We start from the raw sequence: 21,172 nt of genomic DNA on the forward strand, positions 1-21,172 counted from the left end.
TTTTTAAATACGTAAGTTAACTTTCACTGAACATAGCTAAATTATCGTTTAACTGGTCATTTTTCAAGTAATTATTCGTTAAAAAAAACATTAAAACTTAAGATTTTCTAGACCTTTAATAAAGCTTTCTTTAACACGCTGCCAGTCTTCGGTATTTTGTACTATTTTTGGCGTAACTAAAATCACTAATTCTGTTTTATCCGTTGAGCTACTGTCCGTTCTAAAAAGGTGCCCTAACACAGGGATAGTACCAAAGAATGGCACTGATGAAGCCCCGTTAGATTTAGTTTCGCTGATCAAACCACCTAACATCACAGTCTGCCCATTACCAGCTACAACTTCTGTTTTTAATGTTCGCTCAAAAAATGCAGGGGTGCTACTTGAGCCATCTGTATCAGATACATTTGAAATACTCTGATCAATAGTCATTATCACAGTGCCTTGGGCGTTGATTGTTGGCGTTACTGTTAAATTAACACCTGTTTGGCGGTATTCAATCGTTGTTGTTTGTCTTCCAGTACTGTCAAGCGGGTCATCTGTAGTACTACCTATGGTAGGTATATCGTCACCTACGTTAATATTGGCAGAAACGCCATCACGCACCAATAATGTAGGGCGAGACAATACATTTACCAAACCATCTGTCTGAGATAAGTTAATACTTACATTACCCGGAAGCCCAACTACTGAATAGCTAAACCCGCCTTTTCCTTCAGTATTGAAACTAATATTTTCATTACGTCCTGTAGATGGTCCATTTTGAATTGCATACTGAACCCCTTTAGAGAAGCTACCCGTTAATTTAACTTCAGCAATAACGACTTCCATCATGACCTGTTTAGGCATGATATCAAGCTGTCTAATAATAGGTTGCAGCTCTTGATAATATTGACCTGTAGAGTAAAAAATCAGTGCATTCGCTCTTTCATCAACCACTAGGCGCATGTTGTCGCCTTCAACTGTCTGTACTTCATTACCACTTTGTGATTGAGAATCGGTATTGCGCGTACTCGCTGAAGAAGTTCGTTCATTAGTAGTTTGTTTTGAAGGATTACTTCCACCAGAAAGGCTACCACCAACAAGAGGAGCTAAACTTGCCCCTAAATCCGAGGCGCGCGCATATTTAGGGTGATAGATGTAAAAGCTTTGTTCAGCACCAGCAGCAGGTTTATCAAGCTCTTTGCGCCAAAACGCTACGCGGTCAATAATTTCATCACTGCTAGCAAAAACCACCACTTTACCCAAGTGCTCTAAAGGAACAAACTTCACACTCGCTGCATATGGGCCACCATCGGCAACTGTAATTCCTTCTTCTTTGAGTATTTCGGTTACTTTTTTGATGAAAGTTTCCGAGCTCAAATAATCAAACCCAATAAGGGCTGTTGCTTTGTTATATATTGCAGGGCTATCTAACAGCGATATTAACGAAAGCGCTCTGAGTACTTGCTCTCTTTTGCCTTCAATCGTTAATAGAGCTTGTGACGCGTCATAACTATTATTAGTATCAACTAATTGACTAATGAGGTTACGTAAGCCAGGTTGCATACCATACTGAATTGGTACAAGTTGAACTATCTGACCCGACACATTTGGTACCGCTTCTTCATTGCGACCAAACCCAAATGCTTTGTCAGTTTTAGTATTTGCATTATTAGTATGTAGATAAAAAATCCCGTCATTTTTAACAATACTGACATTGTTCTGTGACAGAATTTGCTGAACTAGTAAAAATAACTTTTTAGCGCTTAACTGTTCTTTTAAATCTAAAGTGACAGGCGTAGTGTTGCTTTTTACACTCGCTTCTAAAATATAGGATGTATCAAGCAATTCTCCGAATACATAATGAATAAAGTCATTAAGTGGCAATGCATTCACAGACACTTGAAACTGAGGGTTTTGAGAAAAAGACTTTGACAAATCGATTTCTAATGTTGTTGCCTGTCTTGAATCTGATAGTCGATTCAATCGCTCAGTTTTACCGTTTACCTGCTCTGCTTGCTCTAATTCAACAGCCTCTTCACGTTGTTCACCTTGTGGTAAATCAAGATAAGATTCTGAAACAGTTACTTTTTCTGTTTCAACACTTGAATTTGGATCTACAAGCGATGCACAGCTTGTCGCCCCTAACACCAAGCAGGTTGAAAGGGTTAAATTGTAAAGTTTATTAGCCATTGTCACTACGTTCAAAAAGTTTAAATTTAATTGTGTCGCTACCTTTTTTGATGATTATCGCTGATGCGGTAACTTTCTCTAAGAAAATACCTTTAGTAAGCTCATCTCCAACTTGTAATTTAACCAAGTTATTTTCAGTATTTTTCAATAACACAAAAGGTTTCATTTTTTGCTTAAATATACCCAGTAGTTGGTACTTCTGCCCTTCTATTTCTAAAACAGGAAATGCTGTTTTTTTCTCCTGTGGTGCACTTACCTTTTCTTCTACTTTAGGTTTTTCAATTTCTTTTTTTAACCACTGTTTTTCTACTTCTAATTCAGGTTGTTTATTACGTAAATTAATTTTACCAACTTCTTTTAGTTCATTACCTTTCCCAGAAGCCACATCCTCAGGCATATCTAATGAATTTAAAAGAACAACAACTGTTAAAGCAGATAAAAACGCTATGAGCCACTTCATAATGCAACCTCATTTGCGTTTTGCCACATTATCAAAGTAAGGGCGACAACCATATAATTTTGTTTATCCCCTGATACTTCTTTACCTGCATAAGAATAATCAGCAATTTTAACCATTGGCTCTAAGCTTTCTAATTGTCTAGATACATTCAATACGCATTCCGGATTACCTCTGAATCGGGCCTCTAATGTCCAGCGTACTAATTGCTCATCAATATTATTTTTGCCTGCCCAACCTATTCGCTCAACATTGCAATTATTGATTTGCAGCAGTTTTTCTATTTTTCCTTGAGCTGTTAATTTGAACTCGGACTCTGTACTTGCAGTAAATAGATACGGCTGTAACTTCAACTTATTAATAGATAATAAACCACTTTGTTTTTCTATTTGCTTTTTATTAGCTATTAAATTTTCAACCTTAACTACTTTGGATTCATCCAAATAAACTTTTTGCTGCAACGTTTCAATATTTTTCCACATAGGATCCAATACAAAATTTGCAACAATCAAAGCCGACAAGACAAAAAGATAATTTTTATATTTTAAAAGGTTACTTTTCATTTTCACCCACTACCTTTAGCTCCATGATAAAGTAATCCCTCTTGCCTGATTTCCTGACGGGACCACTAAATTGGGCACTTTCAACCATTGGCAACTCACTTATGACCGCAAGAATACTTGAAGCTGAATCTGCAAAACCCCTGAGTGTAACATTCGATTTAGAACCAGAAAACTCCTGTATGTCCATTCCTTCTGAAATCGCTTTATATGCAATATCCCAATGGCTATGAACATTAGGGTAGAGTTCAAACTCTTGTAATACCTGTTCAACATATACTTTATCTAGATCAATTTTTTGCTTTTGCTCCAGAAGCTCAGAGACCCCGCCTTGATAGCTTAATAGTGTTGTTTCTAGAGAGTTAGCTTTATACATATAAAAGGCATTTACTCCTGCAATGAATATCCCTGCAGAAATTAACGGCCCATAATAAAGACTATGTAAGAGCTTGTAATCTACGCTCGATTTAAAATCAAAAGCAGCAGTTTTATAAAGGCTTAAGAAAGGTGTATTCAAAATAGCTTCATTTAACAAAGATGCATAATCGTCCTGTGTAAGCGATACCTTAGCTACATCACTATGTACGCCAATACTTAAGCAGAACGATTCTAATGATGATACTAAACCTTGTTTGTATGCACTTTTCGTTTTACCTTCCACTTTACTATAAAATAGATTACCGGCAGGTGTCTGTGCTTCGATAACAACCTTTTGATCTTTATAGTAGTGATTAATTAATTCAGTCTCGGGGATGAGTATATGCTTAGAAAACTCATCGGTAAGCTTTTCTGAAAAAGTAATCGTCTTTACATCGTAGCCCTCTTGCTGTTCATTTTTAGAAAAGCTTTCAATTATAAGGCTATTCGAAGTCTCTTTTTGAAGCTTTAAAATGTCTTTCAACTCTTTTAAGCTTACTGAAGGGTAAGTCTGCCATTTTTCGTTATAATTACGGCGAGAGACTATGATTACTTTTTTACTTTTGTCAGTTACCTTGAATTCACTTGCTGCCAGTAAAAATAAATTTTCGTGGTAGTAAGCAATGCTATTGAGCAACCATTTTTTATTTTTAACGTTTTGAAGTAACTCACTCAACTTCATTTTGATTCCAGATAACATTAGTAATAACAATAGGGCGAGTTAAAGAACGCGTTCTTATTTTCGCCGTAAAGCTTTTTGACACTCGTTGATTAGATTTTTTTGCTGTTAGAGTAACTTTTACACTATCGCCAGGGAGAAAGTTAATAAACTCGTCAGGCTCTATGCCTGATTCCCTGTAAAAGGTATTACCATTTAATCCTGCATTATCGCGCAGTCCAACTAAATTAGCTACCGTTGTATCATTTTTAATAAATGCCTGCAAAATTGGCTCCGGAGCGTTTGCCGGGTTAAAGCCTGTGATATGTTCAACGGTAAAATACTCACTCCATTGCTGAGGGGTTAATATATCGCTATTTCTAATGTGACTAACTTCAGCCAATGATTGCAAGTAACCATTCCTAGGACCTGGCATATCTTGCGATTCATAATATGCCCTTTCAGCTCCATTCAATCTTTTAAGGTCATTTTCATCTTTCCAATCAGCTAGCGAATCAATAAATATATCACTCTCAGATGGCGAAACATTTAACTTCATCAGAACATCTTTAAGTAGTTGTAAATCTGCAACATTCAAGCTAATTAAGCCGTTTAAGTCTTGAAGTTGGACTGAAACCCCCTCTACTTCAAAAGGTTTATTATAAAAATTCCAGTTTTTGGCGATGTCAGATTCATTTGTTACGTTTTGAATCCGAAACTGACTTAATAGCGCATTAATAACTCGAGCCTCGGTATTTTCAATTTTTATACGCAAAGACAACGCTTCCTTAATTTCGAACGTTGTGGCGACCTGTTCTCTCGAGGATTTTATTATATATAACCCAAGGGTACTTAGGACAAGAGTAATTATCAGTACCTGCACCAGAGCAATACCTCTTTGGAACTGCATTATATTTCTAACCTTAAGTAATCGATCAGAACAGAGAAAGCTTCTTCTGGTAGAGCTACAGGAAAATGACTTCGCTCTCCCTCATGCCCTTCTATTTCGAGTGTTAAGCTAATTGGTAATATACGAATATCTTCCATAACATGTTTGGCATAAAGCTGTGGCTTAGTTTGACTATTTACATTATCTTCTTTGTAGTTTCTAGAAACCTCATCTAAGCCAGACCACCCATAATAAACAAAAGAGATTCTTTTTAAGTTCTCAAGCAACGTAACTTGATGTTCCCACTCAATAACATCAGATTGTTTCAACAGTAAGTTATTTCTCATTGAAGCCTCATTATATACGAGTGAATAAACTCCATCATTTTGTAGTATCTTAAATTCTACGACAGAAGCTTCATGGTTAAATAAAGGTGAAGTGCTTATAAATATGACTCTTTCTTTGTCACCTGAAAAATATTGTGCAGGCTCGTTTTTATCCGATTCAACAACGTATGTGCTTGCTGATTCAAAGACTCGAGTAATTGCATCGAATGCAAGTGCTTGTTGGCTTTGCTGCCAAAAGTAGTTGGTTCTTGTCTGCCATTTTTGAGTGTACAAACCATAGCCAAAATATCCTGCATATAACACTAGCATCAATACACTTGTAGCTAACAAAAGCTCGATTAATGTAAAGCCAGTTTGTTTACTTTGTATTCTCACCATGTTGCAACCTTAAAAGAGAACTCTCTTTCTCGGCCTGCACTTTTAGCAAGTATATCTACATTGTAAATTGAGAAACGGTTTCGCTCTGAAAAATCAGATAACTCATCTGTCGGCGGGCTATTAAAAGTTTCTCGATTTGCTTGCCAAGAGTAATAAATACCAAATAACTCCAATTCACCATCTGCTTCTGGTATGTCGCGATTTTTTACTTTACTTCGCAGATCGAATTTTATAGCAGTGATAGCTGAAGGGGTGATTTGGAAGTACTTGGCATTTTTAACTGCAATATCAGTTGATAATGTAGCACTTTTAAAAATTTCACTCGCTAAAGCTAATGCTGTAAACAAAATAATCGCCGCGATTAATACTTCAAGCAGCGTAAACCCTTTATTTTTATTCATAAGGCTTGAACATTGTATTTATTGGAAATTCACGACTAGTTTCATTCCACTTTACAGTGAAGGAGTTCGGCATAATGGCTGATTTTGTGTTTATGGTATAACTTGACTTTTCAAACTCAAGTTCTTCAAATTCAAGATTCGTGACTTGATCGGCAATACTGATTTTGAACATGCTGCCATCAAGATCAACCTTTATAGGATAGCCGCCATAATATGCCTTATAACTCAGCATTTTGAAGTAATTTTGGGTTTTTTCAAGCTCAACTAAACGAGTCTGTTGAGCAACATTCTTAACAATAACACCGCCCGTCAACCCCATTAAAACAGCCATTATTGCCATAACGACCATTAGCTCAATGAGAGAGAATCCTTTGATTTTAAAAGGGGACATCATTAATTGATACCATACTCATCAACATAGTGATTACGATACCACCAACAAAACCACCCATAAAAATAAGCATTATAGGTTCTAGCATAGTGGTCAGCTTTTTAATAATTCCTTCCAATTCAGATTTACTACGCTGAGCAACTTCTGAAAAAACTCTTGGTAAACGCCCTGTTTCTTCGCCAACTTTGATTATCGATAGAAAAAAGTCTGGAAATATGCGTGTTTTTTCTAACACTTGGCTCAACTGTTTACCGGTTTTTAGCTGCTTAAGTGCTAGTTTGGCATCTCGTTTTAATTCTGGATGTTTTAAAGTGTTGGCTGTCAGCTCCAGTGTTGTATCTAGCTGTAAACCAGCTTCTAACATCATTGCCATTGATTGGGAAAAACGGATACGCTCAGCCGTTAAAATTACACTCCCAATGCCAGGTAAGCGCGATACTTTGACATAAAACCAGTTTTTCACTTCAGGTTGCTTTAAGCCATATGTCAAACCTGTAATTGCCGCAACAATCCCACTGATAATAATCACTTGATAATCCACAAAAAAATTACTGACATTAATAATCATTTGTGTGTACCAGGGAGCTTGGCTAAGGTCAGTAAAAATACCTGACATTTTGGGGACAATGAATGTAAGCACAAAATAAACCGCCATGATACAAACAAAGAATATAACGCTAGGATAAGTTAATGCGGTGCTTATTTGAGAACGTAAATCTTTTTGAAACTTTAAGTCGTTTGATAAGCGCTGTAAAACTTCTGGTAGATTTCCTGACGTTTCACCTATTTTAAGTAGGCTAATATACAAAGGACCAAACAGCTGCTCATGCTGTGAGAACGCTTCGCTTAACGAGGCACCTTTTTTTAAAGATGCAGAAATTTGGCTTAACAAACGTGTCAATGCAGGATGACCATTTGCTTTTTTAATAATATCAATTCCGCGATCTACGCGAATTCCACTTTCTAAAAGTAGAGCTAGCTCACTCGTAAAAAACTCGAGTTGATCAAGGGTTACTTTTTGCGAGAACAGACTGCTAATACTTTTTGTATTATCAATGGGCTTAATCGATAATGCATTGAGCCCTTCTGTTAAGAGCTTTTTTTGTGCATCTGCTTGGTTAGTTGCACTAACAACACCTTGATGACGCGTGCCTTGGTTATCAATGGCTTTGTATTCAAATTCCATTAGCCAGCTACTCGTAGAACTTCATCAATGGTGGTTACGCCAGTAATTACTTTATACAAACCATCTTGCATTAAATTACGTCGCTTTAGCTGTGCATTATGGGCTTGCGCACGAGATATAAATTGATCGTTTTTAGGTAATTGCTTAATTTCATCATCACAACGAAGATATTCATTTATAGCGATTCGGCCTTTGAACCCAGTATGATTGCAATGCTCACAGCCTACAGCCTGTTTAATATTTAATTCACTAATTGCTGCGTTTTTAGCTACCTGCTCTAATGGATACTGAGAAAGCAATTCGCTAGTATCTTCTAAGGGCTCAGCACAGTGTTGGCATAAACGTCTAGCCAAACGTTGCGCGACAACAGAAACTAGAGCCGCATTTAGTAAAAATTCTTCGACACCTAAGTCAAGTAAACGCGTATAAGCACTTGCAGCATCATTTGTATGCACAGTACTGAATACTAAATGCCCAGTTAGTGCCGACTGCAAAGCGATACGTGCTGTTTCTGCATCACGTATCTCACCCACCATGATAATATCTGGATCTTGTCGTACTATAGAGCGCAAACCTGCGGCAAAGTTAAAACCGATATCGTTATTAACTTGTACTTGGTTAACCCCCTCTAACTGATACTCAACTGGGTCTTCTAATGTAATGATTTTTACGTCTGGACGATTAAGCTCATTCAAGAATGTATAAAGTGTTGTTGTTTTACCTGAGCCTGTAGGCCCAGTTAACAAGATTACACCTGTTGTTTTACGTAAGTCTTGCTGAATTAGACTTTGTGTATCATTGGAAAGCCCAAGAACAGACATATCATAACGAATCGAGTCTTTAAGCAGGAAACGCAAAACAATACTTTCACCATCGTTCAATGGCAAAGCAGAAACACGAATATCAAGCTCTTGATTGGCTATGCGTAGTTCTATTTTTCCATCCTGAGGTCGGCGCTTTTCAGCAATGTCCATTCCAGAAAGTATTTTAAGTCGAGTTGTGATAGGAAGCTGCATTTTTGGAGCTAACTTATCAACCTCATGTAAGACCCCATCAATTCGATATCTAACGCGAAAGCGCCCTTGATGCGGCTCAAGATGCATATCAGAAGCACCTCTAGCTAATGCTTTCGTTATCAGTGAGTTTAAAAGGTTAACCGTAGGAGCTTCTGAAGCTAACTCTCTTAATCTTGCCTCCTCGTCACCTGTTAACTCATCTTCTTCAACACTATTCTCTGATGAACTTTGAATTTCATAAAAGAAAGTTTGAAGCTGAGCTTCTGTTGCAACCAAAATAATAACATCAACATTATGTTGCTGTATAAATTGTGCAAGTGACAAAGATAATGGATCTTTACATGCAATAGTCCATACCTCATTGGCCTCGAGTAAAACACAATCAAGCTCTTTTAACGCTCGAAGTATTTCGACATTGATGTCTTCAGGTAGTTGCCAATTTGGATAATCTTCAGCATTAAAAAGAGGGTAGCCTAATAACTTGCTGTAAAGTGGTGCTAAGTCCTCTTCTGTCAAGCAGCCCATATTAACTAAAATTTGTTCTAGCCTGCCATCATAGCGACTTTGATATGACTTAGCTTTATCTATGTCAGCCGCAGATATTTTAAATTGTTCAGCAAGTAATTGGCTTAGCTCCATCATTTATGAATTACATCCTCGTTTTCACCTTCACCACCAGGTTGGCCGTCAAGTCCATAACTCATAATGCTGTAAGGAGAGCCATTTTCACCAGGCACCTTATAGATGTACTCTTTACCCCACGGGTCTAGAGGAATGTCTTTTGGCAAATATGGTCCATCCCAATTTGCTGAGTCACTTTTTCGTAATGCTTGAAGAGATGGAGGTACAGTCCCCATGTCTAGACGGTATGTATCAATTGCTGTTTCAAACATTTGCATTTGAGCAATCGCGGTTTTAACTTTAGATGAACTTACCTTTGAAAATAATTTAGGAGCGACTAGTGAACCTAACAGCCCAAGTATGATAAGAACTATCATTAGTTCCATTAAACTGAAACCTTTATTTTTTTTCATGAGAACTCCTTAAATTTAACTTTTTCGAGTATATCAAGCGGGAAAAAAGCTGTCGATATAACGAATTAATATGTCTTAAACATGTTTTAGAATGTCTTTAGCTTGCTTTTTATCAGAATAAGGTATCATTCCTGAATTGGATGGGTAACCTACAGCAATGAACATAACAACACGCTTGTACTGCGGTAAATTAAGTAACTTAGCGACTCTTTTATCTAGGGTGATAAGCTCAGGCCAGTTGATAGGACAACTGCTTAACCCTAAAGTTTCAAGTGCTAACATAAACTGCATTGATGCTAGCGAACCGTCGATATATATAACATGGCGATCTCGTGAAAGTGGGTAATAAGATAAATCTCCAACTACAGCAATTAAATGCGGGATATTGTCTGCGAACCCTGCCGTGCCGCCAGGTAAATTAGCCAATTTGCTAAGCAAAGGTTGTTCTGTAATAGAGTAAAATTCGAAAGGCTGCCTATTGCACGCACTCGGTGCTTGAAGTGCTGCTGCTAATGCTTTTTCTATTTTTTCTATTTCGACATTTTGTGCTTCAAACCACCGGACCGACGTACGAAATTTTGTTAATGTTAAAAAATCCTCATAGCTAACTTTTTGAGGAGCTTTTTGCCGATAAAAAAATGGCTTTTTTGAGGTTAACTCTAAAGTTTGTAGCTGGCTGAATAGTAAATAACTCTCATCGATCACAGGGTGATTTTTATCCACAACAGAAAAGTATTCAGTTAAAACATCATTTGCCCACTGTAGCTCCGATAGCTCTACCTCTTGGGCATTTAATGCGACACGATAAGCACTTACTGTTTCAGTTATATATTCAAGGGCAAAAACATTTCGTCTAGGTTGCATTATTAACCCTTTCTCTAAGCGATGAATATTTCTACGCAATAATGCACTTGATTTCCCATGCATGCCTTGCTGTTTTTTATACGCTAAACGCGCTTTCAGTATGGCTTGATGCTCATAGAAAAAGTCCCGTGAGAAAAAGGTAAAGTAAAGTCCAGATAAAATAGCTGATTTACTACATAAAGGTAATACAGCAGCTTGAAGTTGCTCTATTACCTTTTTTAATAATTTGATTACCGTTGTTTTCATCAAATTCTAACTAATTACAGTGAGCTTATTGCTGCAACAGCTACACCCATTTGATACATAATTTGTGTTGCAGAGCTCCAAAGGGTCAAATTATCAATGTAATCCGTATCGAGTGGAACAACAATTGTGTCGCCTGGTGACAGCTGGAAGTCATTGTTAACTGCAAACCAAGAGCCTGCATCAGGAACTTCAATTAAACCGCTTGCTTTGATGATATAAATACGCTCTTCATCAGCGCGCTGTTTAAGACCACCACTTCGATTTAAATAATCATCAAGTGATAACTCATCTTGAAATAGATGAGAGCCTGAGAAATTAACCTCACCGACAACATTAATACTATTACGCTTAGAAGGAACATATAAAACATCACTATCTTCTACTTCTAAACGGCGCTTTCCATTAACAATCGAAGGTAAGTCAATAACTAATCGACCAACGGCTTTAACTTTAGCAAGATCTGTAAGTAAGCTATTCATATCTTGATATGATAAAGAAGCATCAGTTATTGAGCTGTTAAAACTCTTAGAGGCAATATCTCTTCTCAAGTCTTCAGATATTTTATTTAATTGCTGCTGCTGTTGTAAACGAATAGATTCTCGAGTAAAAATAGCGCCTTCAGGGAATGAAAACTCAGTGAAGCCTCCAGCACGCTCAATAACACTAGATAGCGTTTCACCTTTAGCTATACTGTAAACACCAGGGAATTTTACCTCACCAATAATGTTGATTTTTCGATCTTGCTGCCAATTCGGAATTGGATAAATGTTGATCGTGTCTTTGCTCTTTAACTCATATTTACTGATTGAGCTTTTATCTTTTAAGCTGGATAAATCGACACTAATGTGCTCAAGTACAGAATTTTCTTTATAGCGCGTAATTTCTGCATTTTGAAGATATGCTGACTCTTTTAAACCGCCAGCAGCAATAATTGCATCACCCACATTAGCATTTACAGGGCGAGGATAAACTCCTTCATAAAATACTTCGCCACGCACGCCAATAATTTGAAGTCCACTGTCTTTTGTAGCTTGCTGATTCAACTTAGAAAGAATAGGCTTTAACAGCTTTTTACGGCTAAATACTGCGTATTCATCTTCTTTCAACTCTTCTTTGTTAGTCAACAGCTCAGTTATTGATAGCACTTCCTGATTAGCTTCTTCTACTAAAGACTCTGCAAGCTCTTTATCCAAGGCTGTACCAAGATCAATAAACTCATAGAATTTGCGCTCTTCGTACTCATCCCAAAGCTTGATTTTTTCTTGTTGCTTTAACTGCTCTTGAGTTAACGCCATACCGGTAAGCGCATTTTCTTCATTTTCTAAAGATTGGAAGCGGCTAAATACAACCACAATATCTCGAGGTTTTAATTCTAGGTCTTCTTCTCCACTTATCGCTTTTAGAAGTGAAAATTGATGTACCTCTATATCACCACGAAGATTAATTTCTCGGACAATTAAAGAATAGTCATAATCAGCAATTGGCAATAAATCAGTTTTAAGTGAACCAAATAGCTGGCTCACTTTTTTTCCTTCATGCCAAGCATAATTGCCAGGATGAGCAACAGCACCAAGCAGGGTCACAGCGTTATCAAGCTCTTGGCTAGAAGATGGAACACGAATTACATCACCATCATTTGGTTTATACGCATTTTTATTAGATAAGTTAAGTTGCAGAACTGTTCTCGAGCTATTACCAGTATAACGCTCTACAACTGTTTTCTGCGGATATGCAGCGGCATTAAAACCGCCAGCCATTGCTATTAAATCTTGACTAGACTCATCTTTTTTAAGCTCAAAAATGGCAGGTCTACGTACTTCACCTTTAACGCTCACCTGCATACCAACAGGTGGAATAAACACAACATCCCCCGGCTTTAAAATGACATCATTACTACTATCACCTTTTATCAACAGGTTATATAAGTCGAGAGTTGTTACTGTCTTTCCTGCACGCTTTAGTTGTATATTTCGAAGAGAACCAATCTCTGATACACCACCACTCACGAATAACGCATGGGTAATTGAAGCTAATGAAGGAACAGTATAAGCACCAGGCTTGTATGCCTCACCTAAAACCATAATACGGATTGAGCGTGTTTTGCCCATTGATACAAAAGCTTCAGTACCAATAACCTCTTGTTTAACTTTAGCTTTAATAAGTTCAACTACATCACTGTATTGCATACCACTAACTGTGACTGGCTTAAGTTTATTAATTGTTAAGCGGCCTTCACGGTCTATTACAACTTCTTCTGTAGAAGATTCTTTACCAAATAAGCTAACTGAGAAAGTATCACCTGGACCAACAATATAAGAATCAGGCACTAGAGCACTTTCTGACGGTGCAAACGTGGTTGGTTCACCAGAAAAAAGTTCATAACCGAATGGTTTAAGCTTATCTTCTTCAGGTTTAAACTTATCTTCTTCTGTAATTTCTTTGTTATCTTTATTATCGTCAAACATCCCTCGAGACAAAACAGTATCAGTATTTTCATTTTCTAACTGATTCGCGTTTTGACCTGTTGAATCCAACATACTAAGATCCAAGCCATATTTCTTAGCGAGCGCTTCTTGTTGCGACTTAGGTAGCTTTTTAAATTGTTCTATTTGTTGCTTAGTTGGAGTGACTGAATGAGCCTCAGTTATGAATATAAGCGAGATAAAAAGAGCGATTACAAGTCTAAAAAACTTCACAAAGTTTCCCTTCTAAGAAAATAAAGATAGCCGCGGCATACTACATCATTTTATAAGCAAAAAAAATGGGTAAACAAGTTTACCCATTTATTATTAACTTAAAAATTAGAAACTATACACAAGCGTCAATGACGTTTCGGTATCTGTGTTTTCTTTGTCATCGGCAACATCTGAGTTGTGGGTGATGTTATATGCCACTTTCATTTGCAGTGAGCCGTTGATTTTAGCAAGAATTGCAGACTCTGAACGTGTTTTGGTGTTGGTATCACCGTATTCAACTGATACTAACTGAGTAAAACGTGCGCTGTCTGAAATTTGCCAGTTGTAATCAACTTTACCTAGTGCGATTAGTTCGCCTTCGCGCTCACCAGCAAGCGAATTACCGTTGTCATCAACTTCAGTGCTGTCATCTGGGTATTGGAAGTACTTATAACCCGGACCGACTTCAGCATTAAGCCACATGTCAGAGCGGTCGATTAAACGTAAACCATAACCCGCTGAGATAACTGACTCGTTGCGGTATGCACCAAAGTAATCAGATACGTGCGAGCCGTAGATGAATAAGTGTGAGTGCTTTTCGTTTAACTTGTAGTTACCTTGCGCTGAGATTGAGTACTTTTCGTTAGTACGTTGTGTTTCTTTAACACCTTGGTCGTTTTCGATCTCATCTTCTTTATAAAGACCGTCTAACTTGTACTCGTTATTCCAGTTTTCTAGGTTATGTAAAACCTTGATACCACCTTTTAGTGTGGTTGTTTCAGTGTTACCGCTTGTTACAATAGCACCTAACTCACTGGTTACATCCCAAGTTTTAGTTTCATCTGCTGCGAATGCGCTAGTTGCAGCTGAGGCTGCAACTAGAATTGATAAAGCTTTTAATTTCATTAAAAAATAACCTTTACTACTTTAAGTTCGACTTATTAGTCTTCTTTATGCAAATGAACATCCATTTGCGGGAATGGGATGGTGATGTTGGCATCATCTAATGCGATCTTAATGTTTTCCATTAGATCGAAATACGTTGGCCAGTAATCAGCTGAGTTAACCCATGGGCGAACGACAAAGTTTACGCTTGAATCTGCAAGTTCAGATACAGCTACTGTGTATGCTGGGTCTTTTAATAAGCGCTCTTCTTTATCTAACACTGATTTAAGAACTGCTTTTGCTTCTTTTAAGTCTGCATCGTAACCAACACCGATTACTAAATCGATACGACGAGTTGATTCTCGAGAGAAATTGGTAATTGGGCTGCCCATAATTGATGAGTTAGGCATGATAATTACTTTGTTATCAGGTGTACGCAATTCTGTAGAGAAAATTTCGATTTTCTTAACTGTGCCAGCTTTACCGCCAGCTTCTACATAGTCACCTGATTTGAATGGGCGAAGTAAAATGATTAAAACACCTGATGCAAAGTTAGACAGTGAACCTTGCAATGCTAAACCTACTGCTAAACCAGCCGCACCTAAGATAGCAATGAATGACGTTGTCTCAATACCTAATTGAGATAGTGCCATTAAGATTGTTGCAGCAAATACAATTGCATAGACAATACTAGCAACAAATGAACCTACAGCTTTATCTACTTTCTTTTTATCAAATGCTTTTTCGGTTAAGCCTTCGCAGAATTTAGCGATGCGACCACCGATGAAGAAAATGATTAGCGCTAGAACCGCCTGAACGGCGTAATGTATGATTAAACCTGAATTCTCGTTGATCCAGTTCATTATTGTATCCATGTTCTCTCCTGAAGTTCATTTTTAGCATAACGCTGTACAAATTATATATGATCTTTGGTTAAAAAATCATTAAATTACGCGCAAAACTAAGAAATGAGTATTTGCCTAATTACAAAAAACGCAAGTCTAATCTGCAAAACTGAACGCCCGCTGACCAAGGTGACGATTCTGAATTTTCTGAGGCAAGTAAGTTTTTTCTACTTTTTTCAATTTAGGGCTTCACAAGCTAAACTTAATTATGTAATATGCGCGCCACACCAAACGAGGTGTATCTCAGTGGCGGCTGTAGCTCAGTTGGTAGAGCCCCGGATTGTGATTCCGGTTGTCGTGGGTTCAAGCCCCATCAGTCGCCCCACTCTTCCCCCTTAGTAAATCCCTATATTTCACTAATATTTTCTATTTTAATCTCAAGATTTAGTTTTATCTTCATCGACTAATTTCAATTCTAAAAGCTGTCAGCTTTGGCTGTTCGGGGTTGTTTGTGGTTCAATACTTCTTTTGCACAAAGAGAAGTGAATGAGAAGAAAATGAGGAAGTAATAATAATGCTTTTTTGTTTTCCTCTAAGCGAAGTGCCCTCTTATCCTCTTTGTGATCATTTGGTTTTCTCTGTGTAGCGCGCAGCGCCTCTGTGCTCTCTGTGGTTCAAATGTTTTTGCACAATATGCACAAAGAGAAGTGAACGAGGAAACCACAATATTACTTTCTCTTAAGCGAAGCGTCTCATAATCTCTTTGTGATAATTTGGTTTCTCTGTGTAGCGCGGCTCTTAAACTGCAGGCAAAAAAATGCCACCTTTCGGTGGCATTACACACGGGATTATTTCTATTTACTAGAAATGCTTTCAAAGTTCAAGGCTGTGCACTTTACACCTAACCTCAAACCCATAATTACTTCCAACTTTTCATCTTGTGACCTTTAACAGCATAGAAAAGTATGAATAAATAACAAGGCAACATTACAATATAAGCCATTTGTTGTGCTTCTGCGCTTTTTACGCCGCCACTTGCCAAACCCCAAAATAACGGGCCGAATGCGCCACCAGCTATGCCCATTATAAGTAGACCTGAGCCTACACTAGTTAGCTTGCCTAAACCAGATAATGCTAACGGCCAAACTGCAGGCCATACAATGGCGTTAGCAAAGCCTAGCACAGCAATGAGCAATAGTGTATCAGGCAGTACCGATTTTAGGCCAAACAGTGTTGATATAAATACAGTTTCATTATTACCAGTAACAATCGCTAGAGTTAACACACAACCTAATACAGCAGAAATAGTCAACGCTGCTTGCTGTGATAACACGCGTGGGATAAGTAACACCCCTAAAAAGTAACCTAGCACCATACAACCCATAGTGTATGATGTCATTACACTATATTTTTCAACACCTAATGACAACGCAAAGCTACCAATCGTATCACCGGCAATTACTTCAACGGCCACATAAACAAAAAGTGCCACAATGCCTAATGCAAGACTTGGATGGCTCAGCGCTTCTTTTACTTGCCCCGGTTTTTGTTCATCAGAATCATCGATCAACTCTGGCAATGGCATTTTAGTAACCGCAAAACCAAGTATACCAATAAAAATTGCCATCCCTAAATACGGTAATATTAAACCATTTGCCATAGCATCAATATCAGTTTGGCTAAGCTCTTTACCTACAAAGCCTTTAAAATCGCTGAGTATCAGTGCGGTAAACACGATTGGAGCAACAACACCCGCACCTTTATTTAATATACCCATAATACTAACGCGAGCCGCAGCTGATTCTTCTGGGCCAATTCTTACGACGTATGGATTAACCGCTGTTTGTAGCAATGTTTGCCCAGCTCCCATCACAAGCTGTGCAAATAAAAATAGTGCAAACACCTGCGTTTTTGCAGCAGGAATAAATAGTAAACCAGCCACCATCATGGTCGCCATACCTAGCGCCATACCGTTTTTATAGCCTACCTTTCTGATGATCATTGCTGAAGGTAGAGCCGTAAAAGTCACTGCGATATAAAACGAGAAAATAATCAGCGATGCCTGAAACGGTGAAAGCTGCAAAACTTGCTGTAAAAACGGCATCAATGAGCCATTTAACCATGTAGCAAAACCCAGTATAAAAAACAGTGTGGCCACAATCGCCATTGGCACAATACTGCTCTGTTTATTCGTTTCTGACATAACATTTCCCACTCACAGCACACAGCGATTCTGCAATACTGTTCATTCAGATGATTATATAAAAGAGATATTAAATATTTATAACACTATCGCAACAAAAATGACAGCGCTGACATACTTATTTAGATACCGTACCCATGAAATTTATTTCGCTCGAAGGTTTATTCACAAAGAGAAGTGAATGAGAAGAGAATGAGAGAGCCAAAACATTACTTTCTCTTAAGCGCAGCGCTCTCTGATCCTCTTTGTGATCATTTGGTTTTCTCTGTGTAGCGCGCAGCGCCTCTGTGCACTCTGTGGTTCAATAATTTTTTCCACAAAGAGAAGTGAATTAGAAAAGAATGAGGAAAACAAAAAATGACGCCTACGTTTTTCTGTAAGCGTCACATTTATTTATCGCAAAAACATTATTCACCAACAACTGTTACGCGGCTGGTTTGCTGTGCGTTCAAGCGGGTGCGTAACGCAACTTTTGCATTATTATCAACCTTTACTGGCTCAACGTAAGTTTGCCAGCTTTGGCCGTTATCTAGACTGTACTCAATAGTCAAATAAGCAAATGCGCTGTTGGCATATAATTTACCATTTTCAATCACACCGCCAGGTACTGGTAAATGCAGGTTGATGCCGTCTTTAGCTAACTTATCAAGCTCTTTTAAACCTACAGCACTTGAGAACTCAGCCCAGTCTTTTGCTTGTTTTTTACTATCGACGTTTTCGCCTTCCCAATCGGCTTTATGCCATGCGCGCTCTGCGACTGATAAAATACGCGGGAAGATCATTGCTAATACTTGCTCTTCTGTACGGATTGTTTCTGACCATACCTGACCTTGCATACCCAAAATATTCTCAGGCTTTTCAAGTTTAGGTAACGGGCGACCCACCAACGCTTCTAAATTAACAATTGGCTCACGAGTGCGGGTGTAATCGGCATTGGCGTACACGTCATCAGGCATGTAATTAAAGGCTTTTTTAGTATCTGTGTAACGAGTAGCCCAGTAATAACCACGCTCTTGTGGGCTTGCTTCGTATGGGTGGTCAAAGTACAAATGCGTACCGTGTGATAACACCACTTGGTAACCAGCATTTGCTAGGCGGTATGCTCTATCGGCAACGCCCCATTCCCAAATGTTATCCCAAGTATTAACGGTAAAGGTTTTATTAGGAAATTCATCTCGTTTAAATGGGTTTTCACGGTCATACATGATGCCATCTTCCCAAATACCCGGAGAAATACCGCGCTTTTCAAGTAAGGTTGCAACACGTTGTGTGAAGTAAGGTTTTAAATCAGCTGGGCCAGATACACCGTTATTAGGATCGGCAAATAGCGCCTGACAGATTGGCGAGCCTATCCACGAACCAGCACCGACTTCATCACCACCAATATGCAAGTTCTTTAGCTGAACACCTGCTTCGCGATACATCTGCTGAAGTTCATAGGTCACTTTATCTAAAAATGCGTAGGTTGAGTCCATACACACATTCATTGAGTTATCTTTGTAGTTTTGTACCGTCATGTACACAGAGGTATCTTTAGGGTCGGTAAGCAAGTATTGCGTTGCTGGCCCCATATCTATGTGTTGAATTTCTTTGTTTGCAGAGCGAGTTTTAATATTGTTTTTAGCCGCTTGCTCAGCTTGCTCTAACATATTGTGATAACGCGCTTCCATCGCTTTGATTGAGGCACGCGCATGGCCAGGGCCTTCAACTTCAGGGATGATTTGAATATGGCGGTCTTTAGCAAATTTTAATAGCTCAACAAACTCATCACGTTTCAAATAACCATTACCTGAGCCCGATTTAAATGGCCCAGTGCCAAGCTGAGTTAATAAACACTCGCGCTCTTCTAAATCAAAGCAGCGATAACCGCCAACATCAGTGAGCTCTGGTAAGCCTGGGATCTCAAGTCGCCAGCCTTCATCTTCTGAAAAGTGCCAGTGTAGCTTATTCATTTTATAGCGAGCCATTTGCTCAACTAACTTGAACATTGCCTCTTTGCCATGATAGTTACGGCCATTATCGTAATGCATGCCACGCCAGCCATAGCGTGGTGAATCTTCAAGTTCTAACTGCGGTAAACTGGCACTGCCTTGGCTGTTTGCAGGAATGAGGTTCAATAAGCTTTGCATAGCATAAAACACACCGGCGTTATCGCTACCTATGATGGTGATAACTTCATCGTCAATCTCAAGGGTATAGCTTTCTGCTTTTGCATTATTGAGTTTAGGGTCAACTTTTAAGCGAATTACTTTATCTTTACCGACATTGATATGATCAGGCTGTGCTTTAAGGCTAATGCCGTAGTCATCCTGTAAGTCTTGCATAAAAACCATAACTTCGTGTTTAAGCTGCCCTTGATAACTAATTTGCCAATTATTGTTTAGCGTCGCACTACCACGGTTAAACTCAACTTTACGAGGCTTCGGAATAATACGCTTTAAAGCATCATCTTTACTAACCGACACCTTATCAGCGTTATTTCGTTCGTAGCGTACTTTTGCCGTTGCTAAAACCGATAAATCTTTTGGCTCATTGTAACGACGTAACTGGTTTTCGCGGGTAAATGGTGTAACAAACTGTTTAAAGTCTTCAGTGTCGGTGTTAGCAAATACGGCAGGTTTATTCTTACCTGAAACAAAAAATGCCCGTGGCATAAAGTCACTGTAAGCAACAATCCAAACTTGTGCATCAAATGGCAGCTCCAAGCTTTCACCTGCGGCTAAACCTTTAAATGAGCTCGTTGGTACGATGCGATGTAAATCGCCATTAACATGTTCAATATTTAGGCCCGCGACATGCTCAGTTGAGATTTTACGAACTGAGTGAATATAAAGCTGCCAGTCACTTTCGCCCGCAGGCAACGCCACATTAGAGCCATTATTAAGGGTAATTTTTCCTAAAAAGCCCGCATCTTTATTACGAAAGTTATCTTCAACCGAAAACAGCAGTTCGGTGCCTTTCGCAAACTGATCAACTTGCGATTGAGTTAATGATGCACTTGCCATTAAAGGCGCAGTCGCTAGCATTACCGCGAATAGTGACTTCTTAAAATCCATTACTTTCTCCTCGTTTATGCCCTGAGTGTACGGTATTTCTGCGTACTATTTTTCATTTTTGTTAATAATTCGTTCCTATCATATAAAAACTAAAATGACAGCGCTATCATTTTATGAAAATAAAGGTGAGGAGTTGATAGCTTTAGGCCGTAAGCTGGCAAGTTTGAAGGGGAACTGTGTTGTTTGTAGTTTAAATGTTTTTGCACAAAGAGAAGCGAATGAGTAAAACAAAGAAATATTTATCTCTTAAGCGAAGCGCCTCTTACTCTCTTTGTGAATTAAAGAGCTTTTTCTAACCACAGAGGCCATAGAGAGCACAGAGGAAAAGAAAGAGAGATGTTTCTATTAAGCGTAGCGCCTCATAATATCTATGTGATCACTGGTTTCTCTGTGTAGCGCGCAGCGCCTCTGTGTACTTATATGGACTCCCCGTTTTTTGTCAACGGAGTATTTATTAAATAAAGATTAGATGCTGGCTTATATACGGACTCT

17 protein-coding genes and 1 tRNA gene are annotated in these 21,172 nt (G+C 38.5%); 1 reads left to right on the plus strand and 17 read right to left on the minus strand.

Translation table 11 applies throughout. From position 1 onward, the window contains the following. Positions 1 to 90: 90 nt before the first annotated feature. The 15 genes from ACSFVZ_RS17655 to ACSFVZ_RS17725 form a co-directional block, all read right to left on the minus strand. Positions 91 to 2,172 (minus strand): secretin GspD/PilQ domain-containing protein, encoded by a 2,082-nt coding sequence (locus ACSFVZ_RS17655; RefSeq protein WP_435559338.1) that lies wholly within the window; start codon positions 2,170 to 2,172, stop codon positions 91 to 93. Then, on the minus strand, positions 2,165 to 2,632 hold the full coding sequence (locus ACSFVZ_RS17660) for a hypothetical protein (protein WP_135923345.1): 468 nt from the start codon (positions 2,630 to 2,632) through the stop codon (positions 2,165 to 2,167). Before ACSFVZ_RS17660 ends, ACSFVZ_RS17655 begins: the two co-directional genes overlap by 8 nt. Then, entirely contained in the window at positions 2,629 to 3,192 is a 564-nt protein-coding gene (locus ACSFVZ_RS17665; RefSeq protein ID WP_421967872.1) for a hypothetical protein, read from the minus strand. The genes ACSFVZ_RS17660 and ACSFVZ_RS17665 overlap by 4 nt, the downstream gene beginning before the upstream one ends. Beyond that, complete coding sequence (locus ACSFVZ_RS17670) at positions 3,182 to 4,288, minus strand: hypothetical protein (protein WP_435559340.1); 1,107 nt, start codon at positions 4,286 to 4,288, stop codon at positions 3,182 to 3,184. The genes ACSFVZ_RS17665 and ACSFVZ_RS17670 overlap by 11 nt, the downstream gene beginning before the upstream one ends. Further along, entirely contained in the window at positions 4,275 to 5,174 is a 900-nt protein-coding gene (locus ACSFVZ_RS17675; RefSeq protein ID WP_135923342.1) for a type II secretion system minor pseudopilin, read from the minus strand. The genes ACSFVZ_RS17670 and ACSFVZ_RS17675 overlap by 14 nt, the downstream gene beginning before the upstream one ends. Beyond that, complete coding sequence (locus ACSFVZ_RS17680) at positions 5,174 to 5,878, minus strand: prepilin-type N-terminal cleavage/methylation domain-containing protein (protein WP_135923341.1); 705 nt, start codon at positions 5,876 to 5,878, stop codon at positions 5,174 to 5,176. The genes ACSFVZ_RS17675 and ACSFVZ_RS17680 overlap by 1 nt, the downstream gene beginning before the upstream one ends. After that, positions 5,872 to 6,279, minus strand: coding sequence for a type II secretion system protein (locus ACSFVZ_RS17685; RefSeq protein WP_135923340.1), 408 nt, complete (start codon positions 6,277 to 6,279; stop codon positions 5,872 to 5,874). The genes ACSFVZ_RS17680 and ACSFVZ_RS17685 overlap by 7 nt, the downstream gene beginning before the upstream one ends. Beyond that, entirely contained in the window at positions 6,272 to 6,673 is a 402-nt protein-coding gene (locus ACSFVZ_RS17690; RefSeq protein ID WP_135923339.1) for a type II secretion system protein, read from the minus strand. Before ACSFVZ_RS17690 ends, ACSFVZ_RS17685 begins: the two co-directional genes overlap by 8 nt. After that, positions 6,657 to 7,856 carry a type II secretion system F family protein gene (locus ACSFVZ_RS17695; protein ID WP_435559341.1) on the minus strand — a complete coding sequence of 400 codons (1,200 nt, stop codon included), beginning with the start codon at positions 7,854 to 7,856 and terminating at the stop codon, positions 6,657 to 6,659. Before ACSFVZ_RS17695 ends, ACSFVZ_RS17690 begins: the two co-directional genes overlap by 17 nt. Beyond that, positions 7,856 to 9,511: a GspE/PulE family protein gene (locus ACSFVZ_RS17700; protein ID WP_135926223.1), complete on the minus strand. Its 1,656-nt coding sequence runs from the start codon at positions 9,509 to 9,511 to the stop codon at positions 7,856 to 7,858. Before ACSFVZ_RS17700 ends, ACSFVZ_RS17695 begins: the two co-directional genes overlap by 1 nt. Then, positions 9,511 to 9,906 (minus strand): type II secretion system major pseudopilin GspG, encoded by a 396-nt coding sequence (gene gspG, locus ACSFVZ_RS17705; RefSeq protein WP_435559342.1) that lies wholly within the window; start codon positions 9,904 to 9,906, stop codon positions 9,511 to 9,513. Before gspG ends, ACSFVZ_RS17700 begins: the two co-directional genes overlap by 1 nt. Positions 9,907 to 9,981: 75 nt before the next feature. After that, complete coding sequence (locus tag ACSFVZ_RS17710) at positions 9,982 to 11,016, minus strand: nitroreductase family protein (protein ID WP_435559343.1); 1,035 nt, start codon at positions 11,014 to 11,016, stop codon at positions 9,982 to 9,984. A gap of 14 nt (positions 11,017 to 11,030) precedes the next feature. Beyond that, on the minus strand, positions 11,031 to 13,712 hold the full coding sequence (locus tag ACSFVZ_RS17715; RefSeq protein WP_435559344.1) for an SLBB domain-containing protein: 2,682 nt from the start codon (positions 13,710 to 13,712) through the stop codon (positions 11,031 to 11,033). 105 nt (positions 13,713 to 13,817) lie between these two features. Beyond that, on the minus strand, positions 13,818 to 14,597 hold the full coding sequence (locus tag ACSFVZ_RS17720) for a DUF481 domain-containing protein (protein ID WP_435559345.1): 780 nt from the start codon (positions 14,595 to 14,597) through the stop codon (positions 13,818 to 13,820). A 35-nt stretch (positions 14,598 to 14,632) separates the two neighbouring features. Next, a complete protein-coding gene (locus ACSFVZ_RS17725) occupies positions 14,633 to 15,451 on the minus strand; it encodes a mechanosensitive ion channel family protein (protein WP_054563554.1) in 819 nt (272 codons plus the stop codon). Positions 15,452 to 15,730: 279 nt separating this feature from the next. On the opposite strand from ACSFVZ_RS17725, the gene ACSFVZ_RS17730 reads away from it, so the two are divergent. Continuing rightward, positions 15,731 to 15,806 (plus strand) — tRNA-His (locus ACSFVZ_RS17730). A 534-nt stretch (positions 15,807 to 16,340) separates the two neighbouring features. On the opposite strand, the gene nagP is transcribed toward ACSFVZ_RS17730, so the two are convergent. Together nagP and ACSFVZ_RS17740 are read right to left on the minus strand one after the other, a co-directional pair. Then, positions 16,341 to 17,624, minus strand: a complete 1,284-nt coding sequence (gene nagP / locus ACSFVZ_RS17735; RefSeq protein ID WP_435559346.1) for an N-acetylglucosamine MFS transporter NagP — start codon at positions 17,622 to 17,624, stop codon at positions 16,341 to 16,343. A 407-nt stretch (positions 17,625 to 18,031) separates the two neighbouring features. Continuing rightward, positions 18,032 to 20,680: a beta-N-acetylhexosaminidase gene (locus ACSFVZ_RS17740; RefSeq protein WP_435559347.1), complete on the minus strand. Its 2,649-nt coding sequence runs from the start codon at positions 20,678 to 20,680 to the stop codon at positions 18,032 to 18,034. Between the last annotated feature and the right edge of the window lie 492 nt (positions 20,681 to 21,172).

It is taken from the genome of Pseudoalteromonas nanhaiensis (genome assembly GCF_051235485.1).
GTDB classification, from domain to species: Bacteria; Pseudomonadota; Gammaproteobacteria; order Enterobacterales; family Alteromonadaceae; genus Pseudoalteromonas; species Pseudoalteromonas lipolytica_C.

Bases quoted from the DNA above. Each gene is read 5' to 3' on its own strand.
- ACSFVZ_RS17685 (WP_135923340.1), bottom strand. From the start codon at position 6,279: ATGAATAAAAATAAAGGGTTTACGCTGCTTGAAGTATTAATCGCGGCG.
- ACSFVZ_RS17700 (WP_135926223.1), bottom strand. From the start codon at position 9,511: ATGGAGCTAAGCCAATTACTTGCTGAACAATTTAAAATATCTGCGGCT.
- ACSFVZ_RS17710 (WP_435559343.1), bottom strand. From the start codon at position 11,016: ATGAAAACAACGGTAATCAAATTATTAAAAAAGGTAATAGAGCAACTT.
- ACSFVZ_RS17740 (WP_435559347.1), bottom strand. From the start codon at position 20,680: ATGGATTTTAAGAAGTCACTATTCGCGGTAATGCTAGCGACTGCGCCT.
- ACSFVZ_RS17670 (WP_435559340.1), bottom strand. From the start codon at position 4,288: ATGAAGTTGAGTGAGTTACTTCAAAACGTTAAAAATAAAAAATGGTTG.
- ACSFVZ_RS17675 (WP_135923342.1), bottom strand. From the start codon at position 5,174: ATGCAGTTCCAAAGAGGTATTGCTCTGGTGCAGGTACTGATAATTACT.
- ACSFVZ_RS17660 (WP_135923345.1), bottom strand. From the start codon at position 2,632: ATGAAGTGGCTCATAGCGTTTTTATCTGCTTTAACAGTTGTTGTTCTT.
- nagP (WP_435559346.1), bottom strand. From the start codon at position 17,624: ATGTCAGAAACGAATAAACAGAGCAGTATTGTGCCAATGGCGATTGTG.
- ACSFVZ_RS17665 (WP_421967872.1), bottom strand. From the start codon at position 3,192: ATGAAAAGTAACCTTTTAAAATATAAAAATTATCTTTTTGTCTTGTCG.
- ACSFVZ_RS17720 (WP_435559345.1), bottom strand. From the start codon at position 14,597: ATGAAATTAAAAGCTTTATCAATTCTAGTTGCAGCCTCAGCTGCAACT.
- ACSFVZ_RS17690 (WP_135923339.1), bottom strand. From the start codon at position 6,673: ATGATGTCCCCTTTTAAAATCAAAGGATTCTCTCTCATTGAGCTAATG.
- ACSFVZ_RS17655 (WP_435559338.1), bottom strand. From the start codon at position 2,172: ATGGCTAATAAACTTTACAATTTAACCCTTTCAACCTGCTTGGTGTTA.
- gspG (WP_435559342.1), bottom strand. From the start codon at position 9,906: ATGAAAAAAAATAAAGGTTTCAGTTTAATGGAACTAATGATAGTTCTT.
- ACSFVZ_RS17725 (WP_054563554.1), bottom strand. From the start codon at position 15,451: ATGGATACAATAATGAACTGGATCAACGAGAATTCAGGTTTAATCATA.
- ACSFVZ_RS17695 (WP_435559341.1), bottom strand. From the start codon at position 7,856: ATGGAATTTGAATACAAAGCCATTGATAACCAAGGCACGCGTCATCAA.
- ACSFVZ_RS17680 (WP_135923341.1), bottom strand. From the start codon at position 5,878: ATGGTGAGAATACAAAGTAAACAAACTGGCTTTACATTAATCGAGCTT.